We start from the raw sequence: 20490 nt of genomic DNA, 5'->3' as shown, positions 1-20490 counted from the left end.
TGCCTCCTGCGTGGCCGGGTCCGGGGACCGTCAGTGGTCCGGCGCGGCCCTGCTGATGTCCGCCAGGGCGGAGTGCGGGTCGTCGGCGGCGGCGAGGTCGCCGAGGGTGACCACGCCGACCGGGACGCCGCCGTGCTCGACGACCGGGAGCCGCCGGACGGCGTGGTGCCGCATCAGTTCGGCCGCGCGGTCGGTGGTGTCGTCCGGTTCGAGGGTGACGACGGGCGGGGGCGTGCACACCGAGCCGACCGTGGTGGTCTCGGGGTCGCGGCCGCCGGCGACGCCCCGGAGCACGATGTCGCGGTCGGTGAGCACACCGAACAGGTCGCAGTCGTAGGTCACCAGGATGTCGCCGACATCCTCCTCGCGCATCAGCCGGGCCGCCCGCGCCACGGTGGTCATGGGCTCGACGGCCACGGGGGCCGGTGACATCACGTCTCGGATGCGCCGTGTCATGGTCGCGCCTCCAGGTCGATCAGGGCGAGTCCGATCTCGGGTCGGTGGGTCTTGGCGAGTTCCGCCGGACTGTCCCGGACGACGACCTCCAGCGTGGGCCACACCCGGCCGGACAGCAGGTGGCCGCCGCGTGTGGAGCCGTCGGAGAGACCCACCACGGCGTGCAGGTGCGGGGTCGGTCCCTCGTCGGCGACGGCGATGTCCCCGATCAGGGACAGCACCTCGCACTGCTCCCCCACCGGGATGCGCCGGTAGTCCTTGGCGTCCCGGTCGAACCAGCCGACGACCGCCTCGGAGAAGGCGCCCACGGCGGTGACCTGGGACGCCCCGAGCGACCGGTCGCGAGCGAAGGCGGTGAGCTCGGTGACCGCGTCCTCGCCGGGGTCGAGCACCACCACGTACACCGCGGACGGTCCGTCCTGCACCTGCTGCCACTTCATGGGCGCCGGGTACCCGACGGGGGCCGGGGCAACCCGGTGCCGGCCGGCCCGGCGCCCTTTCCGTCCGACCGGGGGTTCACGGGCCGAGGGCGCGCCGGACCGCGGCGAGCCACGTGTCGACCGGCCCGAAGGTGAGCAGCCCGCTGCCCGCGCCCGCGATCTCGCCGGAGGCGGGCAGCAGCCTGTCGTACGTCCGCTCCAGGGCCGCGCGGTCTCCGAGTTCGAGGGCGAGTGCGGCCTCCGCGCAGCACAGGGCCTCGTACAGGAGGTCCGGCGGCGGCTGCGCGAGGGACCGCAGGGCCGTGCGGGCCTCGGCGGCCCGGCCGTCGGCGAGGAGGGCGAAGGGTTCGGCCCAGGGCCGGTACGGGCCCCAGTCGGCGCGCGGGTCGACGTCGGCCGGCCGGCCGCGGGACAGGCGCAGGCCCAGCAGGGCCAGCGGCAGCAGTCCGCGTTCCAGGCCCGGCATGCCCGCGCCTTCCAGGCGCGCGGCGGCGGACCGGTAGGCGGCCTCCGTACGGTCGTACGGGCTGCCGGTGACGGCGTGGCGCAGGGCGCGGTACCACGCGGTGAAGACGTTCACGAGCGGTCGTTCGTGGCGTTCGGCCAGCCGGTCCGCTGCGGCGGCGTGCTCGTCGGCGGTGGTGAGGTCGGCGAGGGCGGAGCGGGCCTGGAGCCGGATCAGGTGACCGAGGACCAGGTGGTTGACCAGGCCGTGCCGGGCGGAGAGCGCGAGGAGTTCGGCGCCGACGGCGTCGCGGCGGCGGGCCAGTCCGGCGGTGGTGCAGGACTGCATGAAGGTCCCGTTGAGGGCGAAGGCGAGCAGCGCGGGATCGTCGAGGCGGCGGGCGATGCGCTCGGCCTCGTGCGCCGCCCGCGGTCCGCGCGGGGACCTGACGCCCCGGGACTCGACGGCGACGGTGGCCAGCAGGCGGCAGCGGGCCGCGTCGGCGGTGGGGTCGTCCGGCAGGGCGGCGAGGGTGCGCTCGGCCGCCGCGACGATCCGCCGGGCCGCTTCGGGGTCGTCGCCGCGGGTCCAGTTGGCGGGTACGTCGTAGGCGCCGATCACCCGGGCGGTCAGTTCGGCGTCGCCCGTCTCCTCGGCCGCCGCGATCGCCGCCACGCGCTGTTCGCGGGCCGCCCGGAGGCCGCCGCCGCCGGTGACCGCGAGGCCCCGCAGCAGGCCGACGGTGGACTCCAGCCGGGCGTGGGCGCCCGCGGCGACCGTGCGGTCGTACGCCTCCGTCGCGCGGGCCCACAACCGGGCCGCCGCCTCGGCGGGCTCGCCGGGCGGGTCCAGGTCCGGGTCCTGCGCGAGGACGCGGGCCTCCAGGCGGCGCAGGCGGGGCCCGGGGTCGACGCCCAGCTGTCCGGCCAGCAGGTCGCGGGCGCGGCGCAGCACCGCGAGCGCGTCCGCCTGGCGTCCGGTCCGGTACAGGGCCAGGGCGAGCAGCCGCCAGGCCTCCTCGCGCCACGGGTGTTCGGTCAGGTGCGCGTCGAGGTCTGGGACCGCTTCGGCCTCCCGTCCCAGGTCCACCAGGAACTCCGCCCGGCGTTCGACCGCGCGCAGCCGCAGTTCGGTCAGGCGGGAGCGCTCGCCCCGTGCCCACGCCTCCCCGGCGAACTCGGCGTAGGCCGGTCCCCGCCACTGTCCGAGCGCCGCCTCGATCCGCTCCGGGGCCCGGTCGGCCGGCAGCCGGTCGGCCTCCGCGACGGCCGCCTCGAAGCGCCAGGCGTCCACGGCGTCCGGGGCCGCGCGCAGGGCGTATCCGGGGCCTTCGGTGACGAGCAGCCGGGCCGGGGCGCGCGGCGGACGGTCGGGCTCCAGTGCGCGGCGGAGGTCGCCGACGAAGGTCCGCACCGCGCCCACGGCCCGCGGCGGCGGTTCCTCCCACAGGTCCTGGACCAGGCGGTCGAGCGGGACGACGCGCCGCCGGGCCAGGATCAGCCGGGCCAGCACGGCGCGGTGCCTGGGTCCCTTGAGGGCGAGTCCGGCGCCGGCGCGTTCCGCGGTGACCGGCCCGAGCACACCGAACGTGACCGCTTCCATGTTCCGCCCGCTCCGATCCGTACCGCTGCCCACCGCCGCCCACGGTACGCGTGCTGATCCGTTGCTGATTCGCGCCCGGGAGGCTCGGAACCGTCACCAGCACGCCGTGGAAACAGGCTCGGCGTGCGACGAGAGGCACGGAGCAGCCATGGCACCGACCATCCCCGACTTCACCTACGACCGCTTCACGGTCGCCGACGGCGTCGCCCTGAACGCGGCCGTCGGCGGCTCCGGCAGCCCGGTCGTCCTGCTGCACGGTTTTCCGCAGACCCACCTGATGTGGCGGCACGTCGCCGCCGACCTCGCGGCCGACCACACGGTCATCTGCCCCGACCTGCGCGGCTACGGCGCCAGCGACAAGCCGGCCGACCCCGACGGCACCGCCTACGCCAAGCGGACCATGGCCGCCGACGTCGTCGCCCTCGCCCGCGCGCTCGGGCACGAGCGGTTCGCGCTGGCCGGGCACGACCGGGGCGCGCTGGTCGCGGTGCGGGCCGGGCTGGACCGTCCGGACGCGGTGACGCACCTGGCCGCGCTGGACGTGCTGCCGACCCTGGACATGTGGGACGTGCTGCGCGGCACGTCGGCGGCGGTGGGCTTCCACCTGTACCTGATGGCGCAGCCGCCCGGGCTGCCGGAGCAGCTGATCGGCGCGGCGCCGGACGCGTTCTTCGGTCACTTCCTCGACGTCTGGACCCGGGACCCGGAGGCCCTGCCCGCCGACGTCCGCGCCGCCTACCTGGAGGCGTCCCGCGCGGCGGTGCCGTCGATCGTGGCCGACTACCGGGCCTCGGCCGGCATCGACGTCGCCCACGACCGGGCCGACCGCGACGCCGGGAACCGGCTGCGGATGCCGGTCACCGTCCTCCAGCAGGACTGGGGCGCGGCCCTCGGCTACGACGCCGCCGCGCTGTGGCGGGCCTGGGCCCCGGACCTGAGCCACGAGACCGTCGGCTGCGGCCACTTCATGGCGGAGGAGGCGCCGGGCGAGGTCGCCGGGGCACTGCGGAAACTGCTCGTGCGGTAGGGGCGGGCGGGCGGCGTACAACGAAGGGTTGTACGCCGGCCCCGGCCCGTTGTTTGATCCGCGGGTACCGCGCTCGCTTGGATGTCGGGCGTGTCGGTGTCGGGTGCGGTGAGGGGCGGCAGGTCGCTGGGGCGGCCGTTCGGGTGGCTGTGGGCGGCGTACGCCGTCAGCACGTTCGGCACCCGGCTGGCGTTCGACGCCTTCCCGCTGATCGCGGTCGTGGTGCTGGGCGCCGGGCCGCAGCAGGTGGCGGCGCTCGCGGCGGCCGGGCTCGCGGTGGGCGCGGTGGTGGCGGTGCCGCTGGGGCCGTGGGTGGAGTTCCGGCGCAAGCGGCCGGTCATGGTCGCGACGGACCTGGTCCGGTGCGCGGTGCTGCTGAGCGTGCCCGTCGCGTACGCGTTCGGCCGGCTCTCCTTCGCCCAGCTGCTGGTGGTGTCGGTCGTCGTGGCCGCGGCCGACATCATGTTCAGGGCCGCCGCCGGGTCCTGTCTCAAGGCCCTGGTACGGCCGGAGGACCTGCTCACCGCGAACGGCCGGTTCGAGGCGACGACCTGGACCGCGACCATGCTCGGCCCCCCGGCCGGCGGGGCGGCGATCGGGCTCTTCGGCCCGGTGGTCACGGTGACGGTCGACGCGGTGAGCCACCTGCTGTCGGCGCTGGGCATCCGGGCCGTCGGCGGCGACGAGCCGCGCCCCGTCCGCACCGGCCCGGTCCGGCCCCGGGCGGGTGACCTGCTGGACGGCTGGCGGTACATCCTCACCTCCCCGGGGCTGCGTCCGCTGTTCCTCAACACGCTCCTGGTCAACGGTCTGATCATGGCGACCGCGCCGCTGCTCGCCGTGCTCATGCTGGGCGATCTGGGCTTCGCACCCTGGCAGTACGGTCTGGCCTTCGCGGTGCCGTGCGCCGGCGGGCTGCTCGGCTCGCGGCTGGCCCGTCGGCTCGTGACGCGGTTCGGCGAGCACCGGGTACTGGTCGGCAGCGGGGTGCTGCGCGTGTGCTGGTCGGTGGGGCTGGCCTTCGTGGGTCCGGGCACCGCCGGGCTCGTCCTCGTGATGGCCGTCGAGTTCGGGCTGATCGCCTGCGCGGGCGTGTTCAACCCGGTGCTCGCCACGCGCCGCCTCGAACTGACCCCGGCCGACCGGGTGGCCCGCACCCTGACCGCCTGGACCGTCAGCGCCAAGCTGGCGACCGCGGCGCTGACCGCGGTGTGGGGCCTGCTGGCCGGTCTCACGGGGCCGCGTACGGCGATCGCGCTGGCCGGGGTCCTCCTGCTGGCGACTCCCCTGCTGCTGCCCCGGCGGGACCGGCCCGCCGCCCGGGACGGCGGGCCCTGAACCGGCTGACCGGCGGCGCCCGAACCGCGCCGCCGGCCTCCCGGGGCGGTCAGCGGGCGCCGGGGACGTCCTCCGTGACGCCGTTGAGCGGTGAGGCCGGGTCGCTGCCGTAGGGGCGGGTGAAGGCCTCCATGCCGTGCCCGGACGGATCGCTGAAGTACACGCCCCGGCCGCCGTCGTTGCGGTTGATGCGGCGCGGGTGCCGGCCGTGCGGGTCGGCCTGGATGGGGACGCCGCCCTCGACGAGCCGGGCGAGGATCGCGTCGAAATCGTCCTCGGAGACGAGGAACGCGTAGTGCTGCACGGGGATGTCGATGTCGACGGTGGCGAAATCGAGGGTGACGCCGTTGGCGGTCGTCACCGGCAGGAACATTCCGGCGGGCTCGCCGACCTCCAGCCCCAGGACGGTGGCGAGGAAGCGGGCGGACTCCTCCCGGTTCCGGGAGAGAACGATGGTGTGGTTGAACTCGACTGACACGGTCAATGCCTCCACGGGCATCTCCACGGCGCCTCCATGCCTCACCCGGACGGTGACCGACACGCGATGCCGCGCGGTGGATCTTAGACGAGGCCCACGAAGCTGTCGATGCCTTTGAAATCCCGTGGAACGCCGCCCGGGCCCGGTGCTTTCATGGCGCGACGGTGACCCCGACCGTCTGCTCGCCTCCGCGGCGCTGTCGTTCCTGATCACCGTGATCCCGGGCCCCAGCGTGCTGTCCGTGGTCGGCAGGGCGCTGTCGCGGAGCCGCCGCGCCGGGCTCAGGCGCCGTCACGGAGCGCCCCCGCACCCGCGTCCGTGACGTACGGGCCCGATCGACCGTGGACGGGGCCCGGCCGGCGCGGGCCCGGAGGTCGGGACCGTCGCTCAGGTGGACGCCTGGTCGCTGTCCTTCATCGCGCCCCAGCCGTGCCAGCGCTCGACCTCGACCCAGGCGCTCACCCGGGGCCGGACGCGGTCCGGGTAGGGATTGCCCGTGTACTGCCTGGAGAGGCGGTCGATGCCGGCGAGGTCCTCGTCGTCGCGGATGTCGGTGACGCGGCCGATGAGGGTGACGTGCGTGTACCAGTCGTCGTCCGCGAGGACGGTGAGGGTGACGCGGGGGTCGCGGCGCACGTGCTTCAGGCGCACCCGGCCGGCGTCGAAGTTGATCAGGACCCGGCCGTCGTCCTCCCACAGGTACCAGGTGGCCGTGGAGACGGGGGCGCCGTCCGAGCGGACGGTGGCCATGACGCACGGGTTGGGGCGGCGCAGCAGTTCGACGGCCTCGGGCGGCAGTGGGGGCTTGGACATGGTGTGACTCCTTCGATCTCGGTCGGTGCCGAGGCTACGTCGGCGTTCCGCTTCTTCCGGTCACCCGGTACCCCGGGTGCGCTCAGTCGGACGCCTTCTCCTCGAAACTGGCGAAGTAGGCCGCCGCCATGTCCTCGTCGCCGTGCCCCTGCGCCGCGGCGCGCGCCAGTCGCCCGGCGCCGGCGGCGGCCAGGTCCAGGCGGACGCCGTTCGCCTCGCCGGCCTCGACGATGAGCCGGGCGTCCTTCTCGGCGGTGGTGACCGCGAACTGGGCCGGACTCAGCGCACCGTCCCGGATCATCGCCGCCTTGGCACGCAGGTACCCCATGTCGAGCGGGCCGCCGGCGATGGCGTCGAAGAAGCCGTCCGGGTCCACTCCCAGTGCCTTGGCGAGCGCCAGGACCTCGCCCGTCGCGTTGGTGGCGGCCAGGACCCAGCTGTTGGCCACCAGTTTCAGCCGGGTGGCGCTGCCGGCGGCACCGTCCTGACCGGTCCACACCGTGCGGGAGCCGACGGCGTCGAACACGGGCGTCACCGCTTCCCGGGCGTCGGCGGGTCCCGCGGCCAGCACGAGCAGTTGCCCGGCCTCGGCGGGCTGCCGGGTGCCCAGCACCGGCGCGTCGAAGAAGACCAGGCCGTGCTCGTCGGCGAAGGCCGCCAGGTCGGCGACCGCGTCGACGCCGGCGGTGGTCGACTGGACCCACGCGGTACCGGGGCGCAGACCGGGTGCGGCCCGCCGCATGACGTCGAGGGCGGCCGGACCGTCGTACAGCATGGTGAGGACGACGTCGGCGCCCCGCACCGCCTCCTCGGCGCTGCCGGCGACGTGCGCCCCGTCGGCGGCCAGCGGCTCGGCCTTGTCCGGACTGCGGTTCCAGACGCGGACGGTGTGTCCGGCGCGGGCGAGGTTGCGGGCCATCGCGGCACCCATGATGCCGGTGCCCAGGACGCTCACGGTGAGCTGGTCGGTCATGACGTCGGCTTTCTGTGCTCGTACGGCCGGTGGCCGGGGCCGGGGGTGCGGCGCCCGGTGATCAGCCTGCCACCCGGGCGGCGACGGCGCCGACCGGTACGGCCGCGGGTGCGTCGGGGCCGCGGTCCGTACCTCCCGCGGTCCGCCCGCCCCCGTCCCGTACGGTACGGCCGTGAGCTCCTTCATCGACCCCACGGACGACGCCGTTCCCGGCCGGTACGGCCCCTTCGCCACCACCGAGGCCGATCCCCGCTACGTGGGCCGGGTACGGACCGAGTACTCCCCCGCGCACGACGGCGACCCCGATCCCGGCGAGATCGTCTGGACCTGGGTGCCCTACGAGGAGAACGACGGGCGGGGCAAGGACCGGCCGGTGCTCGTCGTCGCCCGTGAGGCGGCCGGGACGGTGCTGGCGGTGCAGTTGTCGAGCAGGCGGCACGACGGCGCAGCAGGGGGCGCGGCGAAGCCGCTCCAGTGGAGCCGGGGCTCGCACCGGTGGGTGCCCATCGGGAGCGGGCCGTGGGACCGTTCCGGGCGGGACTCCTGGGTGGACGTCGACCGGGTGCTGCGTCTCCACGACGCCGGAATGCGCCGCGAGGCGTGCGCCCTGGACCGGATGCGGTTCGACCTCGTGCGCAAGCGGCTGCGGGAGCGCTACGGCTGGGCCTGAGCGGGACGGCCCGCGCCCTCCGGGAAGGCGCGCGCGAACGCCTGACGGACCGTGCCGCCCGGCGTGCGGTCCAGGATGCCGAACGTCACCCGTTCGAAGGCCGCCGAGAAGCGCCCGCCGGGGCCGAGCAGCGTCCGGAAGGCGCCCGCGACCTGCGCGGGGTCGTTGCGGAACACGCCGCACCCCCAGGCCCCGAGCACGAGCCGCCGGTACCCGTGGACGGTGGCCGTCTCCAGCACCCGCTCGGCGCGTGCGGCCAGGGCTGCGGGCAGTTCGGCGGCGCGCTCCGGGGCGGTGCGGAGCACCACGCCCGCGTTGGGCGCGGCGGCGGTGAGGAATCCGGCCGTGTACGGCTCGTCGAGCAGGTGGCCGCGGTCGTCACGGAAGACGGGGACGGCCGGCGAGTGGATGACGCGGTCCGTGTAGAACGGGTCGCGGTGGGCGCGGTGGTGGTCGTAGAACCCGCGGGCCCGCAACAGGCAGGTGTAGAGCGCGGAGGCCCGGCACAGGGCCTCCTCCTGGGCCCGGGCGCCGTTGAGGTAGCCGCCGCCCGGGTTGCGGGCGGAGGCGAAGTTGAGCACGGCGACCTCGCCGCCCAGGCGGCGGGCGGCCTCCAGGCTGCTCTCGCCGGTCAGCTCGAAGACCGTCCGCGCCGGGGTGTACCGGGGCGGCTCCACGGGCTCCGGCCCGTACATCCGGGTGCCCTCGCGTGCCTCGGCGACCGCGGCCGCGACGGACACCTCGCGCCCGTCGGACGCGCGGTAGTACCCCGCCGTCACGACCTGCTCGGTCTGCTGTGCGATGCCCCGCAGGCGCGCGCTCATGGCGACACCCCCGTGGACGCCATGGCCGCGCTCCGCGCGGTCTCCCCCGTCGTGCTCATGCGGTGATCCTGGGTGATGCTGGTGCTGCGGTGCAACGGAGTTTCCCGGCCGGGGAACGACGGGGAAAGCCCCCGGAAACGGACGGGACGCGAAGGTTGCCGAGCTGGAACGTCCCGTTATGCACCCTTGTGCGGAGCCCCACGAGGGTCTTGGGTGGGACGAGTGTGCCGACCCGGCCCGCTGTGAACGGGTCGGCGACATGGTGGAATCTCAGGAGGATCCCGACATGTCCGATGCGGTAAGTGGCTGTGTCCGGCCACGCACCACTGTCACCGAAGCAGAGGTCGAGGCGCTGGTCCACGGCATCTGCTTCAAGACCGGCCCGCCCCGGCGCCTCGGCGTCGAAGTGGAATGGCTCGTCCACGAGATGCACGCGCCACGGCTCCCCGTGGCGCCCGAACGGCTCGAAGCGGTCTACGCCGCCCTGCGGACCGTGCCCCTCAGGTCCGCGCTGACCGTCGAACCCGGCGGCCAACTGGAGCTGAGCTCGCTGCCCGCCGCCTCCCTGACGGAGTGCGTCGGCACCGTCTCCGGCGACCTCGACGCCGTCCGCGCGGTCCTGCGCGAGGACGGCCTCGCCCTCGTCGGCCTCGGCCACGACCCCTGGCACACGCCCCGCCGCTTCCTGCGGCAGCCGCGCTACGACGCCATGGAGGCGTGCCTCGACCGCACCGGCCCCGCCGGGCGCTTCATGATGTGCACCTCCGCCTCCGTGCAGGTGTGCCTGGACGCCGGGCACGAGGAGCCCGGCCCCCTCGGGCACGTGCGCCGGTGGTGGCTGGCCCATCATCTGGGCGCGGTCCTGCTGGCCGCGTTCGCGAACTCCCCGCTGGCCCGCGACCGGCCCACCGGCTGGCGGTCCACCCGTCAGCTGCGCTGGACGCAGATCGGCACCGGCCGGGCCGGCGGCCCCCCGCTGGACTCCGATCCCCGCGGTGCCTGGACCCGGCACGTCCTGGACGCCCCGGTGATGTGCGTACGCCGGGACGGCGGTCCCTGGGACGTGCCGGAGGGCATGACCTTCCGGGAGTGGACCCGCGAGCGGACGCCGAGAGCGCCCACGCGGGAGGATCTGGACTACCACCTCACGACGCTGTTCCCGCCGGTCAGACCGCGTGGCCATCTGGAACTGCGCATGATCGACGCGCAGCCGGGAGACGACGGCTGGATCGTGCCGCTCGCCGTCACGGCGGCGCTGTTCGACGACCAGGAGGCCACCGAGACGGCCTACCGGGCGGTGAAGCCCCTCGCCGAGCGCTCGCTCGGGCTGCCCGCCCCGCACAATCCGCTCTACCGGGACGCGGCCCGGTACGCGCTCACCGATCCGGAGCTGCGCGAGGCCGCCGTCACCTGCTTCACCGCGGCGCTCGCCGCCCTGCCCCGGCTCGGCGCCACCACCGGGATCACGGATGCCGTCGCCGGGTACCTGGAGCGCTACGTCCTGCGGGGCCGCTGCCCCGCCGACGACCTGCTGGACGCGCCGGACTTCGCGAGCCGTGGCCCGCACGGGAGGGAGACCCGCCCATGACCGAACCCGCCATGGACAACGCCACCGTCACCACCGCCGACACCGACACCGCCGCCGGGACCGCCGCCGGGCCGCCCGCCGACGCCGAGGCCCTGCGCGAGCGGGCCCTGGCCACGCTGGTCACCGCCCGCGACCGCACCACCCTGCTGACCAGTTGCGTCGAGGGCCCCGACCTGACCGCCCAGGTGTCGCCGCTGATGTCCCCGCTGGTGTGGGACCTGGCGCACATCGGCAACCAGGAGGAGCAGTGGCTGCTGCGCGCCGTCGCCGGGCACGAGGCGATACGCCCCGAGATAGACAGCCTGTACGACGCCTTCGAGCATCCGCGCGCCGAGCGGCCCAAGCTGCCGCTGCTCCCGCCCGACGAGGCCCGCCGGTACGCGGCCGACGTGCGCGGCCGGGCGCTGGACGTGCTGGAGAGCACCGCGTTCCACGGGACGCGGCTGACGGAGGCGGGCTTCGCCTTCGGGATGATCGCCCAGCACGAGCAGCAGCACGACGAGACCATGCTCATCACCCACCAGCTCCGCAAGGGCCCCCCGGCCCTGACCGCGCCGGACCCGGACCCGGTGCCGCTGTTCACCGGTCCCACCGAGGTCCTGGTGCCCGGCGGCCCGTTCGTGATGGGCACGTCGACCGAGCCGTGGGCCCTGGACAACGAACGCCCCGCGCACCGGCGCGAGGTGGCGCCCTTCCACCTCGACACCACGCCGGTGACCAACGGCGCGTACCAGGCGTTCATCGACGACGGCGGCTACGACGAACCGCGCTGGTGGGCACCGCAGGGCTGGGACCACATCCGGCGGCACTCCATCACCGCCCCGCTGTTCTGGCGCCGGGACGGCGGACAGTGGCTGCGGCGGCGCTTCGGGGTCACGGAGGTGGTGCCGGCCGACGAGCCGGTGGTGCACGTGTGCTGGTACGAGGCCGACGCGTACGCCCGCTGGGCCGGGCGGCGGCTGCCGACCGAGGCGGAGTGGGAGAAGGCCGCCCGGCACGACCCGGCGGGCGACCGCGTCATGCGCTACCCGTGGGGCGACGCGGACCCTGGCCCGGAGCACGCCAACCTCGGCCAGCGCCACCTGCGCCCGGCACCCGCCGGCAGCTACCCGGCCGGTGAGTCGCCGCTCGGGGTACGGCAGTTGATCGGGGACGTCTGGGAGTGGACGTCGAGCGACTTCGCCCCGTACCCGGGCTTCAGGGCGTTCCCGTACAAGGAGTACTCGGAGGTGTTCTTCGGGCCCGACTACAAGGTGCTGCGCGGCGGTTCCTTCGCCGTGGACGCGGTGGCCTGCCGGGGCACGTTCCGCAACTGGGACTATCCGATCAGGCGGCAGATCTTCTCCGGGTTCCGCACCGCCCGTTCGGCGGAGGGCTCCTGATGTGCCGTCACCTGGCTTACGTGGGACCGCAGGAACCGATCGGCCGACTCGTGGTGGCGCCGCCGCACGGTCTGTACCGCCAGTCCTGGGCGCCCCGGCACCAGCGGTACGGCACGGTCAACGCCGACGGGTTCGGCGTCGGCTGGTACGCCGGGGGCGACCCCGTGCCGGCGCGTTACCGGCGGGCCGGGCCGATCTGGGCGGACCAGTCCTTCGCCGACCTGGCCCGGGTGGTGCGGACCGGCTCGCTGCTGGCCGCCGTGCGGGACGCCACGCTCTCGGGTGCCGACGCGGAGGCCGCCGCCGCCCCGTTCGCCTCGGGGGCCTGGCTGTTCAGTCACAACGGTGCGGTGGCGGGCTGGCCGGGGTCGCTGGCCCGGGTGGCCGGGACGCTGCCGCCCGAGGACCTGCTGGCGCTGGAGGCCCGCAACGACTCGGCGCTGGTGTGGGCGCTGGTGCTGGCCCGGCTGCGGGCCGGGGACGACCCGGGCAGGGCGCTCGCCGAGACGGTGACGGAGGTCGCCGCGGCGGCCCCCGCCTCCCGCCTCAACCTGCTGCTGACCGACGGCGCCGGCGTCACGGCCACCACCTGGGGCGACACCCTGTGGTACCTGACGCGGCCCGGCGGCGGCACGGTCGTCGCCTCGGAGCCGTACGACGACGACCCGCACTGGCGGGAGGTCCCCGACCGCACCCTGCTCGCGGCGAGCGGCACCGACGTGCTGCTCACCCCGCTGAAGGACCCGGGCGGCGACGCCCTCGCAGACGCTTTCGCCTCCCCGAAGGAGCCCCGCACGTGAGCCCGTTCCGCCTCACCCGCACGCTGCCCGAGGACGCCGCGGACGCCGCCCTGCGCGACGACGTCCTGGCCGGGCTGACGAGCACGCCGAAGTGGCTGCCGCCGAAGTGGTTCTACGACGCGCGCGGCAGCGAGCTGTTCGAGGAGATCACCGCGCTGGACGAGTACTACCCGACCCGGGCCGAGCGGGAGATCCTCGTCGACCGGGCCGGCGAGATCGCCGCGGCGACCGGCGCCCGCACCCTGGTGGAGCTGGGCTCGGGTTCCTCGGAGAAGACGCGGTTCCTGCTCGACGCGCTGACCGGACTGCGCGGCTACGTGCCGGTCGACGTCAGCGAGAGCGCCCTCACCCAGGCCGGCCGGGCGCTCGTCGCCGAGCGGCCGGACCTCCAGGTGCACGCCCTGATCGCCGACTTCACCGCGGGGCTGGTGCTGCCCGACACGCCGGGCCCCAGGCTGGTGGCGTTCCTCGGCGGCACGATCGGCAACCTGCTGCCCGACGAGCGGGCCGCGTTCCTGGCCGCCGTCCGTGCCCTGCTCTCCCCCGGCGACGCCCTGCTGCTGGGCACGGACCTGGTCAAGGACGAACAGGTGCTGGTCCGGGCGTACGACGACGCGGCCGGGGTCACGGCCGCGTTCAACAAGAACGTGCTGTCCGTGATCAACCGGGAGCTGGTGGCCGACTTCGCGCCCGCCGCCTTCGAGCACGTGGCGCTGTGGAACGCGGAACGGGAGTGGATCGAGATGCGGCTGCGCTCGCGCACCGCGCAGACGGTCAAGATCCAGGCGCTCGACCTGGTCGTGGACTTCGCGGCCGGGGAGGAGCTGCGCACCGAGGTGTCCGCGAAGTTCCGGCGGGACGGCGTGCGCGCCGAACTGGCGGGGGCCGGGCTGGAGCTGACCCACTGGTGGACGGACGGCGGGGACCGGTTCGCGCTGTCGCTGAGCGTGGTGCGCTGACCCGCGGGGCGCGGGTCAGGCGTCCAGGTCCAGCAGCCCGGTGATGCGGTCGGAGGCCTTTCGGGCCTCCGACTCCGCGTCGCCCCCGGTGAGCACCTTCGTCATGTACTCCTTGATCGGGTTGTCCGCCTCCACCGCGCCCCACCGGGGCGTACCGGGGGTCGCCCGGCCCTGTGCGGCACCGGCCGCCATGGCGGCGACCCCCTCCTCGCCCGCGACGGCGTCGGCGAGGGACTTCTTGTTCGGGACGTAGTTCATGGTGCGGGCCAGGTCGGTGTTCCACTTGCTGCCGACCAGCGCCTCGACGACGGCGAGGGCGCCGTCGTGCTCGTCGGTGTTCTTCGGTACGACGAGGTCGGAGCCGCCGGTGAAGACGGCGCCGGGCTTGTCGGCGGTCTTGCCGGGCACCGGGAAGAAGCCCAGTCTGCCCTCGAGTTCGGGGTTCTCGCGGACGATGGACCGGGCGAGTCCCGGCACCGCGACGATCTGTGCGACGCGCTCCTTCGCGAACACCCCGGACTGCGGCGGGTGTTCCTCGTCGGCGTCGACCGGTCCGTCGCCCAGGGCCTGCAGCTCGCGGTAGAAGTCCATCCCGCGCAGGGCGGCCTCGGAGTCCAGGGCGCCCTTCCAGGTGCCGCCTTCCTCCTCGGCCAGTTCGCCGCCCTCGTCCCAGATGAAGCCGGAGAGCGTGTACCAGTCCTGTCCGGCCAGGTAGATGCCCTGGTCACCGCCCGAGTCGAGCTTCTCGGTGGCGGTGAGCCACTCCTCGCGGGTGCGGGGCGGCTCGGTGATCCCGGCCTGCTCGAAGAGGTCCGTGCGGTAGATGACCACGCGGTTGGCGGCGTACCAGGGGATGCCGTACTGCTGGGACATCCACTGCCCCGGTTCGGCGAGGCCCGGCAGCCAGTCCTCCATGCCCCAGTCCCGCATCGACTCCAGCGTCAGATCCTGGAGCCGGCCGCCCTCGGCGTACTGCGGGACCTGCGTGTTGCCCACCTCGATGACGTCGGGCCCGTCGGTGCCGTCGGCCTTCAGGGCCGTCTGCACCTTGTCGCCGATCCCGGTCCACTCCTGGATCCGGATGTCGAGGTCGAGGTCGGGGTGTTCCCGCTCGAATCCCTCGGTGAACCGCTTCAGGAAGTCCTGGGAGGCGCTGTCCTTCATCAGCCAGACGGTGACGGTGCGCCGCTCGCCCGCGCCGTCCTCGGACATCAGGCCGCAGCCACTGGCGAGGGAGGCGGACACACAGACGAGGGCGAGGAGACGACGACTCACGGAGGGTCCTTCTGTCTGACGGACAGGGGGCGCACGCGGACGGGGATGTCCGGCGCACGCGAGGGGAGACCCGACGTGGGGGGACGAGCCCGAGGCTCGAACGGGTGTCTGGAATTTTGGTATGGACCAATGCCGAGGTCAAGGGGTGACGGTCGGTTGCTCCGCCGGTTCTCGACGCCTCGCGCCACGTCGCGGCTTGGGGCACGGTGGAATGACACGGCACACCGCCGCCCGCGGAAGGGAGCACCCGCATGTCGAACCACACCTACCGGGTCACCGAGATCGTCGGCACCTCGCCCGACGGCGTCGACCAGGCCATCCGCAACGGCATCACCCGTGCCTCGCAGACCCTGCGCAATCTGGACTGGTTCGAGGTGACCCAGGTGCGCGGCCAGATCGAGGAGGGCGAGATCGCGCACTGGCAGGTCGGCCTGAAGCTCGGCTTCCGCCTGGAGGAGACGGACTGACACCGGCGAGGCCCCGGGCGGTCAGGTGCGGCCCTCCCGCTCCTGCGCCACCCGCAGCTCGGCCGACCGGGCCGCCCAGCGGGCCCGCACCACGGCGAACCCGGCCCGTTCGGCGTCGTCGCAGACCAGTTCGTCGTCGTCCACCAGGACCCTGACCTCGCGGGTCCGGGCGAGCCGCCGGAGGATCTCCAGCTTGGTGCGCCGGGCGGGCCGCCGGTCGGCGTTGCCCCGCATGTGCACGGGCCCGTCCGGCAGGCCGTGCGCGGCCAGCCAGTCGAGCGTATCGCGCCGGCAGCGTTCGGGCCGCCCGGTCAGATAGACGATCTCGCACTCCTCGGCGCTCTCCCGCACCAGCGCGATGCCCTCGGCGAGCGGCGGGTCGTGCGGCGCGGCGGCGAAGAAGGCGTCCCAGTCACGGGGCCGGCGCTCCAGGTACCGCTGCCGGTGCGCGGTGTCGGCGAGGGTGTTGTCCAGGTCGAACACGGCCACCGAGGGCTTCTCGCTGCGGGTCACCCGCCCACCCTAGAACGCGCCGCGGGAATCCTGGCGCCGCCCAGGCGTTGAACCGGGTGTGAGCTCAGTGATCGCGTCCACCCGCTTCTCCGTACTCGACCGTTCCCGCATCCGCGAGGGACACACCGCCGCCGAGGCGCTGCGCGACACCGTGGAGCTGGCGCGGGAGGCGGAGCGGCTGGGCTACCACCGGTTCTGGGTGGCGGAGCACCACGGGGTGCCCGGGGTGGCGGGCTCGGCGCCGACCGTGCTGGCCGCCGCGGTCGCCGGCGCCACGCGCGCCATCCGGGTAGGCACCGGCGGCGTGATGCTGCCCAACCACCGGCCGCTGGTCGTCGCCGAGCAGTTCGGTGTGCTGGAGTCGCTGTTCCCCGGACGGATCGACATGGGGTTGGGCCGCTCGGTGGGCTTCACCGACGGCGTGCGCAGGGCACTGGGCCGGGGCAAGGACGACGCCGACGACTTCGACGCCCAACTGGCCGAGCTGCTCGGCTGGTTCCGGGGCACCTCCCCGACCGGTGTGCACGCCCGCCCGGCGGAGGGGCTGACCGTGCCGCCGTTCGTGCTGGCGATGGGCGAGGGCGCGGCCGTCGCGGCCCGGGCGGGGCTGCCGATGGTCATCGGGGACCTGCGCGACCGCGACCGCATGCTGCGCGGCATCGACCGCTACCGCGCCGCGTTCCGCCCCTCCGAGTGGAGCCGGGAGCCGTACGTCGTCGTGTCCGGCACGATCGCCGTGGCCGACAGTCCCGAGGCGGCCCGGCGGCTCCTGGTCCCTGAGGCCTGGTCCATGGCGCAGGCCCGAACCCGCGGCTCCTTCCCGCCCCTGCCCCCGGCCGAGGAGGCCCGGGCCCGGACGATGACGGCCAAGGAACGCGACCTGTACGAGTCCGGTCTCGCCGGTCATCTCGCCGGCACCGAGGATCAGGTCGCCGAAGAGCTGGAGTCGCTCGTCGAGGACACGGGCGCGCAGGAGGTGCTGGTGACCACGAGCACGTACGACCGCGAGGCCCTGCTGGACTCCTACCGGCGGCTCGCCCGCGTCACCGGCGCGGAGCCGGTGGCCGTACCGGCGTAGAATCGCGGGGTTTGTCCCCCCTCCCCGGGCCCCGCCCGGGGCCGCAGACGGTACGGAGTTCCCCGCGATGCACAGCCCCCACGACCCGTACGTCCGGGTGCGCGACGCCCGTGAGCACAACCTCAAGGGTGTGGACGTGGACATCCCACGGGACGTGGTCGCCGTGTTCACCGGCGTCTCGGGTTCGGGCAAGTCGTCGCTCGCGTTCGGGACGGTGTACGCGGAGGCGCAGCGGCGCTACTTCGAGTCGGTCGCGCCGTACGCGCGCCGGCTGATCCATCAGGTCGGCGCCCCGAAGGTCGGCGAGATCACGGGGCTCCCGCCCGCCGTGTCGTTGCAGCAGCGCCGTACGGCCCCGTCCTCCCGCTCCTCGGTCGGCACGGTCACCAACCTCTCCAACTCCCTGCGGATGCTGTTCTCCCGCGTGGGTGACTACCCGCCGGGCGCGCCCCGGCTCGACTCCGACGCCTTCTCGCCGAACACGGCGGCCGGGGCGTGCCCGGAGTGCCACGGCCTCGGGCGGGTGCACCGCACCACCGAGGAACTGCTGGTCCCGGACCCGTCGCTGTCGATCCGGGACGGCGCGATCGCCGCGTGGCCGGGCGCCTGGCAGGGCAAGAACCTGCGGGACGTCCTCGACGCGCTCGGGTACGACGTGGACCGGCCGTGGCGCGAGCTGCCGGCCGAGCAGCGGGAGTGGATCCTGTTCACGGACGAACAGCCGGTGCTCACGGTGCATCCGGTGCGGGACGCGGGTCGCATCCAGCGGCCGTACCAGGGCACGTACACGAGCGCCCGGCGGTATGTGATGAAGACCTTCTCGGACACGAAGAGCGCCACGCTGCGGGCAAAGGCGGAACGGTTCCTCACCAGTGCGCCCTGCCCGGTCTGCGGCGGCGGCCGGCTGCGGCCCGAGGCGCTGGCGGTGACCGTCGGCGGGCGCACCATCGCCGAGCTGGCCGCACTGCCGCTCACCGAACTCGCCGAGGCGCTGCCGACGGACGGCGAGACGGCCCGGGTGCTCACCTCCCGCATCGCGCCGGTCGTCGAGCTGGGCCTCGGTTATCTGAGCCTGGACCGCGCGACGCCCACGCTGTCGGCGGGCGAGCTGCAACGGCTGCGGCTGGCGACGCAGCTGCGCTCCGGCCTGTTCGGTGTCGTCTACGTCCTGGACGAGCCGTCGGCGGGGCTGCACCCGGCGGACACCGAGGCGCTGCTGACGGTGCTGGGGCGGCTGAAGGCGGCGGGCAACTCGGTGTTCGTGGTGGAGCACCACCTCGGCGTGATGCGCGGCGCGGACTGGATCGTGGACGTCGGTCCGCGGGCGGGCGAGCACGGCGGGCGGGTGCTGTACAGCGGTCCGGTCGACGGGCTGGCCGGGGTCGGCCGGTCCGCGACGGCCCGTCATCTCTTCGACCGCTCCCCCGCACCCGCCCGTGCGCCGCGCACGCCGCGGGGCTCAGTGACGGTCGGTCCGGTCACCCGGCACAACCTGCGCGAGGTGACCGCCCGGTTCCCGCTGGGCGCGCTCACCGCGGTGACGGGCGTGTCCGGCTCCGGGAAGTCGACGCTCATCGGCGGGATCACCGAGGACCTGCCGGGAGTGGGCCGGCTGGTCTCCGTCGACCAGCGGCCGATCGGACGCACCCCGCGCTCCAACCTGGCCACGTACACCGGCCTGTTCGACGTGGTGCGCAAGGTCTTCGCGGCCACCGACCAGGCGCGGGAGCGGGGTTACGGCGTGGGCCGCTTTTCCTTCAACGTGTCCGGAGGGCGCTGCGAGACCTGCCAGGGCGAGGGTTTCGTCAGCGTGGAGCTGCTGTTCCTGCCGAGCACGTACGCGCCGTGCCCGGACTGCGGCGGCGCGCGCTACAACCCGGGGACGCTCGAAGTGACGTACCGGGGACGGAACATCGCCGAGGTGCTGGACCTGACGGTGGAGGGCGCGGCGGACTTCTTCGCGGACACTCCGGCGGTGGCCCGCAGCCTGGCCGCGCTGCTCGACGTGGGGCTCGGCTATCTGCGGCTCGGCCAGCCGGCCACCGAACTGTCCGGCGGGGAGGCGCAGCGCATCAAGCTGGCGAGCGAACTCCAGCGGGGGCGGCGCGGCCACACGCTGTACCTGCTCGACGAGCCGACGACCGGGCTGCACCCGGCCGACGTCGAGGTGCTGATGCGCCAGTTGCACGGGCTGGTGGACGCCGGGCACACCGTGGTCGTCGTCGAGCACGACATGACCGTGGTGGCGGGCGCCGACCACGTGATCGACCTGGGGCCGGGCGGCGGCGACTCGGGCGGCCGGATCGTCGCCGCGGGAGCGCCGGCCGACGTGGCGCGGGCGGCGGGCAGCGCCACGGCGCCGTACCTGGCCGAGGCGCTGCACGGCGGGGGGCGCCGGTGAAGGCGGTCCACCGGCGCCCCGCCGGGCGGTGAGGGGCCGGTACGACTACTCGCGGCCCCGCCGCGTCTCGTCGTCGGTGAATCGCTCGGTCTCGGCCTCGATCCGCTCCTTGCGCACCTGACCGCGCACGACCTCGTCCTCGGTGTGCTCCTCGGTGGTCATCCGGACGCGCTCCACCGGAACCGTCTCCGTCTCCACGACGGGGCGTTCCTCGTGCAGCGTGACCTCGTGCTCGGCCTCACTGATCTCCGGGCCGGCCAGGGCGTCACCACGGTTGGCGTCCGTGATCGGCTCGCGCTCCACCCGGACTTCCTCGTGGCTCACCGGAACGGTCTGCTGGACCTCCTCCGTGACCACGTACTTGCGCAGCCTGGCCCGGCCGGACTCACGCCGCTCGACGCCGACGTGCATCTGCTCCTCGGAGCGGGTCATGGCCTCGTCGCCGCGCATGCCGGTGCGGTCCGCGCCCTCCCGACGGCCGGCCGTGCCGCCCGCCGTGCCGGCGGTGCCGGCCGTGCCGGCCGCACCCGCGGCTCCCGCCGCCTGGGCGGTGCCCGCCGGTCCCGGGCCGGCGGCGAAGCGGCCGTCGTCGGTGCGCTCGGCCTCCGAGAGCACGCTGTCCCAGTTGATGCCGTAGTAGTCGTAGAGCCGGTGCTCCTCCGACTCGGACAGATGGCCGCCCGCGTCGACGTCGACATTGGGTGCGTCCTTGACCTGGTCCTTGCGGTAGGGGACCTCGAGGTGGTCCTGCACCACCGCGGCGTCACGGATGGGGATGAAGGACTCGTTGGAGCCGAACATCCCCGTCTTGACGCTCACCCATTCGGGGCGCCCCGTCATGTCGTCGAAGAAGACGTGCTTGGCGTCGCCGATCTTGTTGCCGTCCCCGTCGTAGACCGGATGGTCCAAGACGTTGGCGATCTCTTCACGGGTGATCATCTGGCATCACCCTCCTTCCGGA

The 20490-nt window shown here is 74.5% G+C and carries 20 protein-coding genes; 10 read left to right on the top strand and 10 right to left on the bottom strand.

The annotated features are described in order from the left end of the window. Positions 1 to 30: 30 nt before the first annotated feature. The 3 genes from ACLIN4_RS31365 to ACLIN4_RS31355 form a co-directional block, all read right to left on the bottom strand. On the bottom strand, positions 31 to 456 hold the full coding sequence (locus tag ACLIN4_RS31365; protein ID WP_100047693.1) for a CBS domain-containing protein: 426 nt from the start codon (positions 454 to 456) through the stop codon (positions 31 to 33). Next, complete coding sequence (locus ACLIN4_RS31360) at positions 453 to 896, bottom strand: PPC domain-containing DNA-binding protein (protein ID WP_107479752.1); 444 nt, start codon at positions 894 to 896, stop codon at positions 453 to 455. Before ACLIN4_RS31360 ends, ACLIN4_RS31365 begins: the two co-directional genes overlap by 4 nt. 76 nt (positions 897 to 972) lie before the next feature. Beyond that, positions 973 to 2943: an AfsR/SARP family transcriptional regulator gene (locus ACLIN4_RS31355; protein WP_290011942.1), complete on the bottom strand. Its 1971-nt coding sequence runs from the start codon at positions 2941 to 2943 to the stop codon at positions 973 to 975. 148 nt (positions 2944 to 3091) lie between these two features. Here ACLIN4_RS31355 and ACLIN4_RS31350 point away from each other — a divergent pair, with 148 nt between their 5' ends. Beyond that, positions 3092 to 3970, top strand: coding sequence for an alpha/beta fold hydrolase (locus ACLIN4_RS31350; protein ID WP_290011941.1), 879 nt, complete (start codon positions 3092 to 3094; stop codon positions 3968 to 3970). 81 nt (positions 3971 to 4051) lie between these two features. Further along, on the top strand, positions 4052 to 5308 hold the full coding sequence (locus ACLIN4_RS31345) for an MFS transporter (RefSeq protein ID WP_411576463.1): 1257 nt from the start codon (positions 4052 to 4054) through the stop codon (positions 5306 to 5308). Positions 5309 to 5357: 49 nt separating this feature from the next. Here the strand turns inward: ACLIN4_RS31345 and ACLIN4_RS31340 are convergent, their stop codons facing one another. From ACLIN4_RS31340 to ACLIN4_RS31330, 3 genes are all read right to left on the bottom strand, one after another. After that, the gene (locus ACLIN4_RS31340) at positions 5358 to 5786 is read right to left on the bottom strand and encodes a VOC family protein (protein ID WP_100047710.1); all 429 of its coding nucleotides are present in this window, start codon (positions 5784 to 5786) and stop codon (positions 5358 to 5360) included. Positions 5787 to 6173: 387 nt separating this feature from the next. Further along, entirely contained in the window at positions 6174 to 6599 is a 426-nt protein-coding gene (locus ACLIN4_RS31335; RefSeq protein WP_107479755.1) for a PPOX class F420-dependent oxidoreductase, read from the bottom strand. A gap of 82 nt (positions 6600 to 6681) precedes the next feature. Beyond that, positions 6682 to 7572: an NAD(P)-dependent oxidoreductase gene (locus ACLIN4_RS31330; RefSeq protein ID WP_290011939.1), complete on the bottom strand. Its 891-nt coding sequence runs from the start codon at positions 7570 to 7572 to the stop codon at positions 6682 to 6684. 172 nt (positions 7573 to 7744) lie between these two features. Here ACLIN4_RS31330 and ACLIN4_RS31325 point away from each other — a divergent pair, with 172 nt between their 5' ends. Then, positions 7745 to 8242: a type II toxin-antitoxin system PemK/MazF family toxin gene (locus ACLIN4_RS31325; protein ID WP_107480007.1), complete on the top strand. Its 498-nt coding sequence runs from the start codon at positions 7745 to 7747 to the stop codon at positions 8240 to 8242. Here ACLIN4_RS31325 and ACLIN4_RS31320 read toward each other — a convergent pair. Beyond that, positions 8227 to 9066 carry a TIGR02452 family protein gene (locus ACLIN4_RS31320; protein ID WP_307651729.1) on the bottom strand — a complete coding sequence of 280 codons (840 nt, stop codon included), beginning with the start codon at positions 9064 to 9066 and terminating at the stop codon, positions 8227 to 8229. The two genes, ACLIN4_RS31325 and ACLIN4_RS31320, sit on opposite strands and share 16 nt — an antisense overlap. 286 nt (positions 9067 to 9352) lie before the next feature. Here ACLIN4_RS31320 and egtA point away from each other — a divergent pair, with 286 nt between their 5' ends. From egtA to egtD, 4 genes are read left to right on the top strand one after another with little or no spacing between them, the layout of a single operon-like run. Continuing rightward, positions 9353 to 10654, top strand: a complete 1302-nt coding sequence (gene egtA / locus ACLIN4_RS31315) for an ergothioneine biosynthesis glutamate--cysteine ligase EgtA (RefSeq protein ID WP_107480003.1) — start codon at positions 9353 to 9355, stop codon at positions 10652 to 10654. Next, positions 10651 to 12036 carry an ergothioneine biosynthesis protein EgtB gene (gene egtB, locus ACLIN4_RS31310; RefSeq protein ID WP_290011937.1) on the top strand — a complete coding sequence of 462 codons (1386 nt, stop codon included), beginning with the start codon at positions 10651 to 10653 and terminating at the stop codon, positions 12034 to 12036. The genes egtA and egtB overlap by 4 nt, the downstream gene beginning before the upstream one ends. Then, a complete protein-coding gene (gene egtC, locus ACLIN4_RS31305; protein WP_107480004.1) occupies positions 12036 to 12836 on the top strand; it encodes an ergothioneine biosynthesis protein EgtC in 801 nt (266 codons plus the stop codon). The genes egtB and egtC overlap by 1 nt, the downstream gene beginning before the upstream one ends. Beyond that, positions 12833 to 13795 carry an L-histidine N(alpha)-methyltransferase gene (egtD, locus tag ACLIN4_RS31300; protein WP_107480005.1) on the top strand — a complete coding sequence of 321 codons (963 nt, stop codon included), beginning with the start codon at positions 12833 to 12835 and terminating at the stop codon, positions 13793 to 13795. Before egtC ends, egtD begins: the two co-directional genes overlap by 4 nt. Before the next feature lie 15 nt (positions 13796 to 13810). Here egtD and ACLIN4_RS31295 read toward each other — a convergent pair whose 3' ends face one another. Next, positions 13811 to 15070, bottom strand: a complete 1260-nt coding sequence (locus tag ACLIN4_RS31295) for an extracellular solute-binding protein (RefSeq protein WP_107480006.1) — start codon at positions 15068 to 15070, stop codon at positions 13811 to 13813. Between the two features lie 251 nt (positions 15071 to 15321). On the opposite strand from ACLIN4_RS31295, the gene ACLIN4_RS31290 reads away from it, so the two are divergent. Then, entirely contained in the window at positions 15322 to 15537 is a 216-nt protein-coding gene (locus ACLIN4_RS31290; RefSeq protein WP_100047704.1) for a dodecin, read from the top strand. Positions 15538 to 15558: 21 nt separating this feature from the next. Here the strand turns inward: ACLIN4_RS31290 and ACLIN4_RS31285 are convergent, their stop codons facing one another. Beyond that, positions 15559 to 16050 (bottom strand): hypothetical protein, encoded by a 492-nt coding sequence (locus ACLIN4_RS31285; protein ID WP_381912990.1) that lies wholly within the window; start codon positions 16048 to 16050, stop codon positions 15559 to 15561. Positions 16051 to 16108: 58 nt separating this feature from the next. Between ACLIN4_RS31285 and ACLIN4_RS31280 the strand changes: the two genes are divergently transcribed. Together ACLIN4_RS31280 and ACLIN4_RS31275 are read left to right on the top strand one after the other, a co-directional pair. Further along, complete coding sequence (locus tag ACLIN4_RS31280) at positions 16109 to 17128, top strand: LLM class flavin-dependent oxidoreductase (RefSeq protein WP_411576462.1); 1020 nt, start codon at positions 16109 to 16111, stop codon at positions 17126 to 17128. 67 nt (positions 17129 to 17195) lie between these two features. Beyond that, the gene (locus tag ACLIN4_RS31275; RefSeq protein WP_411576461.1) at positions 17196 to 19529 is read left to right on the top strand and encodes an ATP-binding cassette domain-containing protein; all 2334 of its coding nucleotides are present in this window, start codon (positions 17196 to 17198) and stop codon (positions 19527 to 19529) included. Between the two features lie 45 nt (positions 19530 to 19574). Here the strand turns inward: ACLIN4_RS31275 and ACLIN4_RS31270 are convergent, their stop codons facing one another. Continuing rightward, positions 19575 to 20468, bottom strand: coding sequence for a PRC and DUF2382 domain-containing protein (locus tag ACLIN4_RS31270; protein WP_307651732.1), 894 nt, complete (start codon positions 20466 to 20468; stop codon positions 19575 to 19577). Positions 20469 to 20490 lie beyond the last annotated feature (22 nt).

This window comes from Streptomyces mutabilis (genome assembly GCF_046628145.1).
Classification (GTDB): domain Bacteria; phylum Actinomycetota; class Actinomycetes; order Streptomycetales; family Streptomycetaceae; genus Streptomyces; species Streptomyces mutabilis.
This window is presented reverse-complemented; position numbering and strand designations above follow the sequence as displayed.

Excerpts from the sequence above, each read along its gene's own strand:
- ACLIN4_RS31365 (WP_100047693.1), bottom strand. The coding sequence starts at position 456 with ATGACACGGCGCATCCGAGACGTGATGTCACCGGCCCCCGTGGCCGTC.
- ACLIN4_RS31360 (WP_107479752.1), bottom strand. The coding sequence starts at position 896 with ATGAAGTGGCAGCAGGTGCAGGACGGACCGTCCGCGGTGTACGTGGTG.
- egtC (WP_107480004.1), top strand. The coding sequence starts at position 12,036 with ATGTGCCGTCACCTGGCTTACGTGGGACCGCAGGAACCGATCGGCCGA.
- ACLIN4_RS31355 (WP_290011942.1), bottom strand. The coding sequence starts at position 2,943 with ATGGAAGCGGTCACGTTCGGTGTGCTCGGGCCGGTCACCGCGGAACGC.
- egtB (WP_290011937.1), top strand. The coding sequence starts at position 10,651 with ATGACCGAACCCGCCATGGACAACGCCACCGTCACCACCGCCGACACC.
- egtA (WP_107480003.1), top strand. The coding sequence starts at position 9,353 with ATGTCCGATGCGGTAAGTGGCTGTGTCCGGCCACGCACCACTGTCACC.
- ACLIN4_RS31350 (WP_290011941.1), top strand. The coding sequence starts at position 3,092 with ATGGCACCGACCATCCCCGACTTCACCTACGACCGCTTCACGGTCGCC.
- ACLIN4_RS31270 (WP_307651732.1), bottom strand. The coding sequence starts at position 20,468 with ATGATCACCCGTGAAGAGATCGCCAACGTCTTGGACCATCCGGTCTAC.
- ACLIN4_RS31275 (WP_411576461.1), top strand. The coding sequence starts at position 17,196 with ATGCACAGCCCCCACGACCCGTACGTCCGGGTGCGCGACGCCCGTGAG.
- ACLIN4_RS31320 (WP_307651729.1), bottom strand. The coding sequence starts at position 9,066 with ATGAGCGCGCGCCTGCGGGGCATCGCACAGCAGACCGAGCAGGTCGTG.
- ACLIN4_RS31335 (WP_107479755.1), bottom strand. The coding sequence starts at position 6,599 with ATGTCCAAGCCCCCACTGCCGCCCGAGGCCGTCGAACTGCTGCGCCGC.
- ACLIN4_RS31345 (WP_411576463.1), top strand. The coding sequence starts at position 4,052 with ATGTCGGGCGTGTCGGTGTCGGGTGCGGTGAGGGGCGGCAGGTCGCTG.
- ACLIN4_RS31330 (WP_290011939.1), bottom strand. The coding sequence starts at position 7,572 with ATGACCGACCAGCTCACCGTGAGCGTCCTGGGCACCGGCATCATGGGT.
- ACLIN4_RS31290 (WP_100047704.1), top strand. The coding sequence starts at position 15,322 with ATGTCGAACCACACCTACCGGGTCACCGAGATCGTCGGCACCTCGCCC.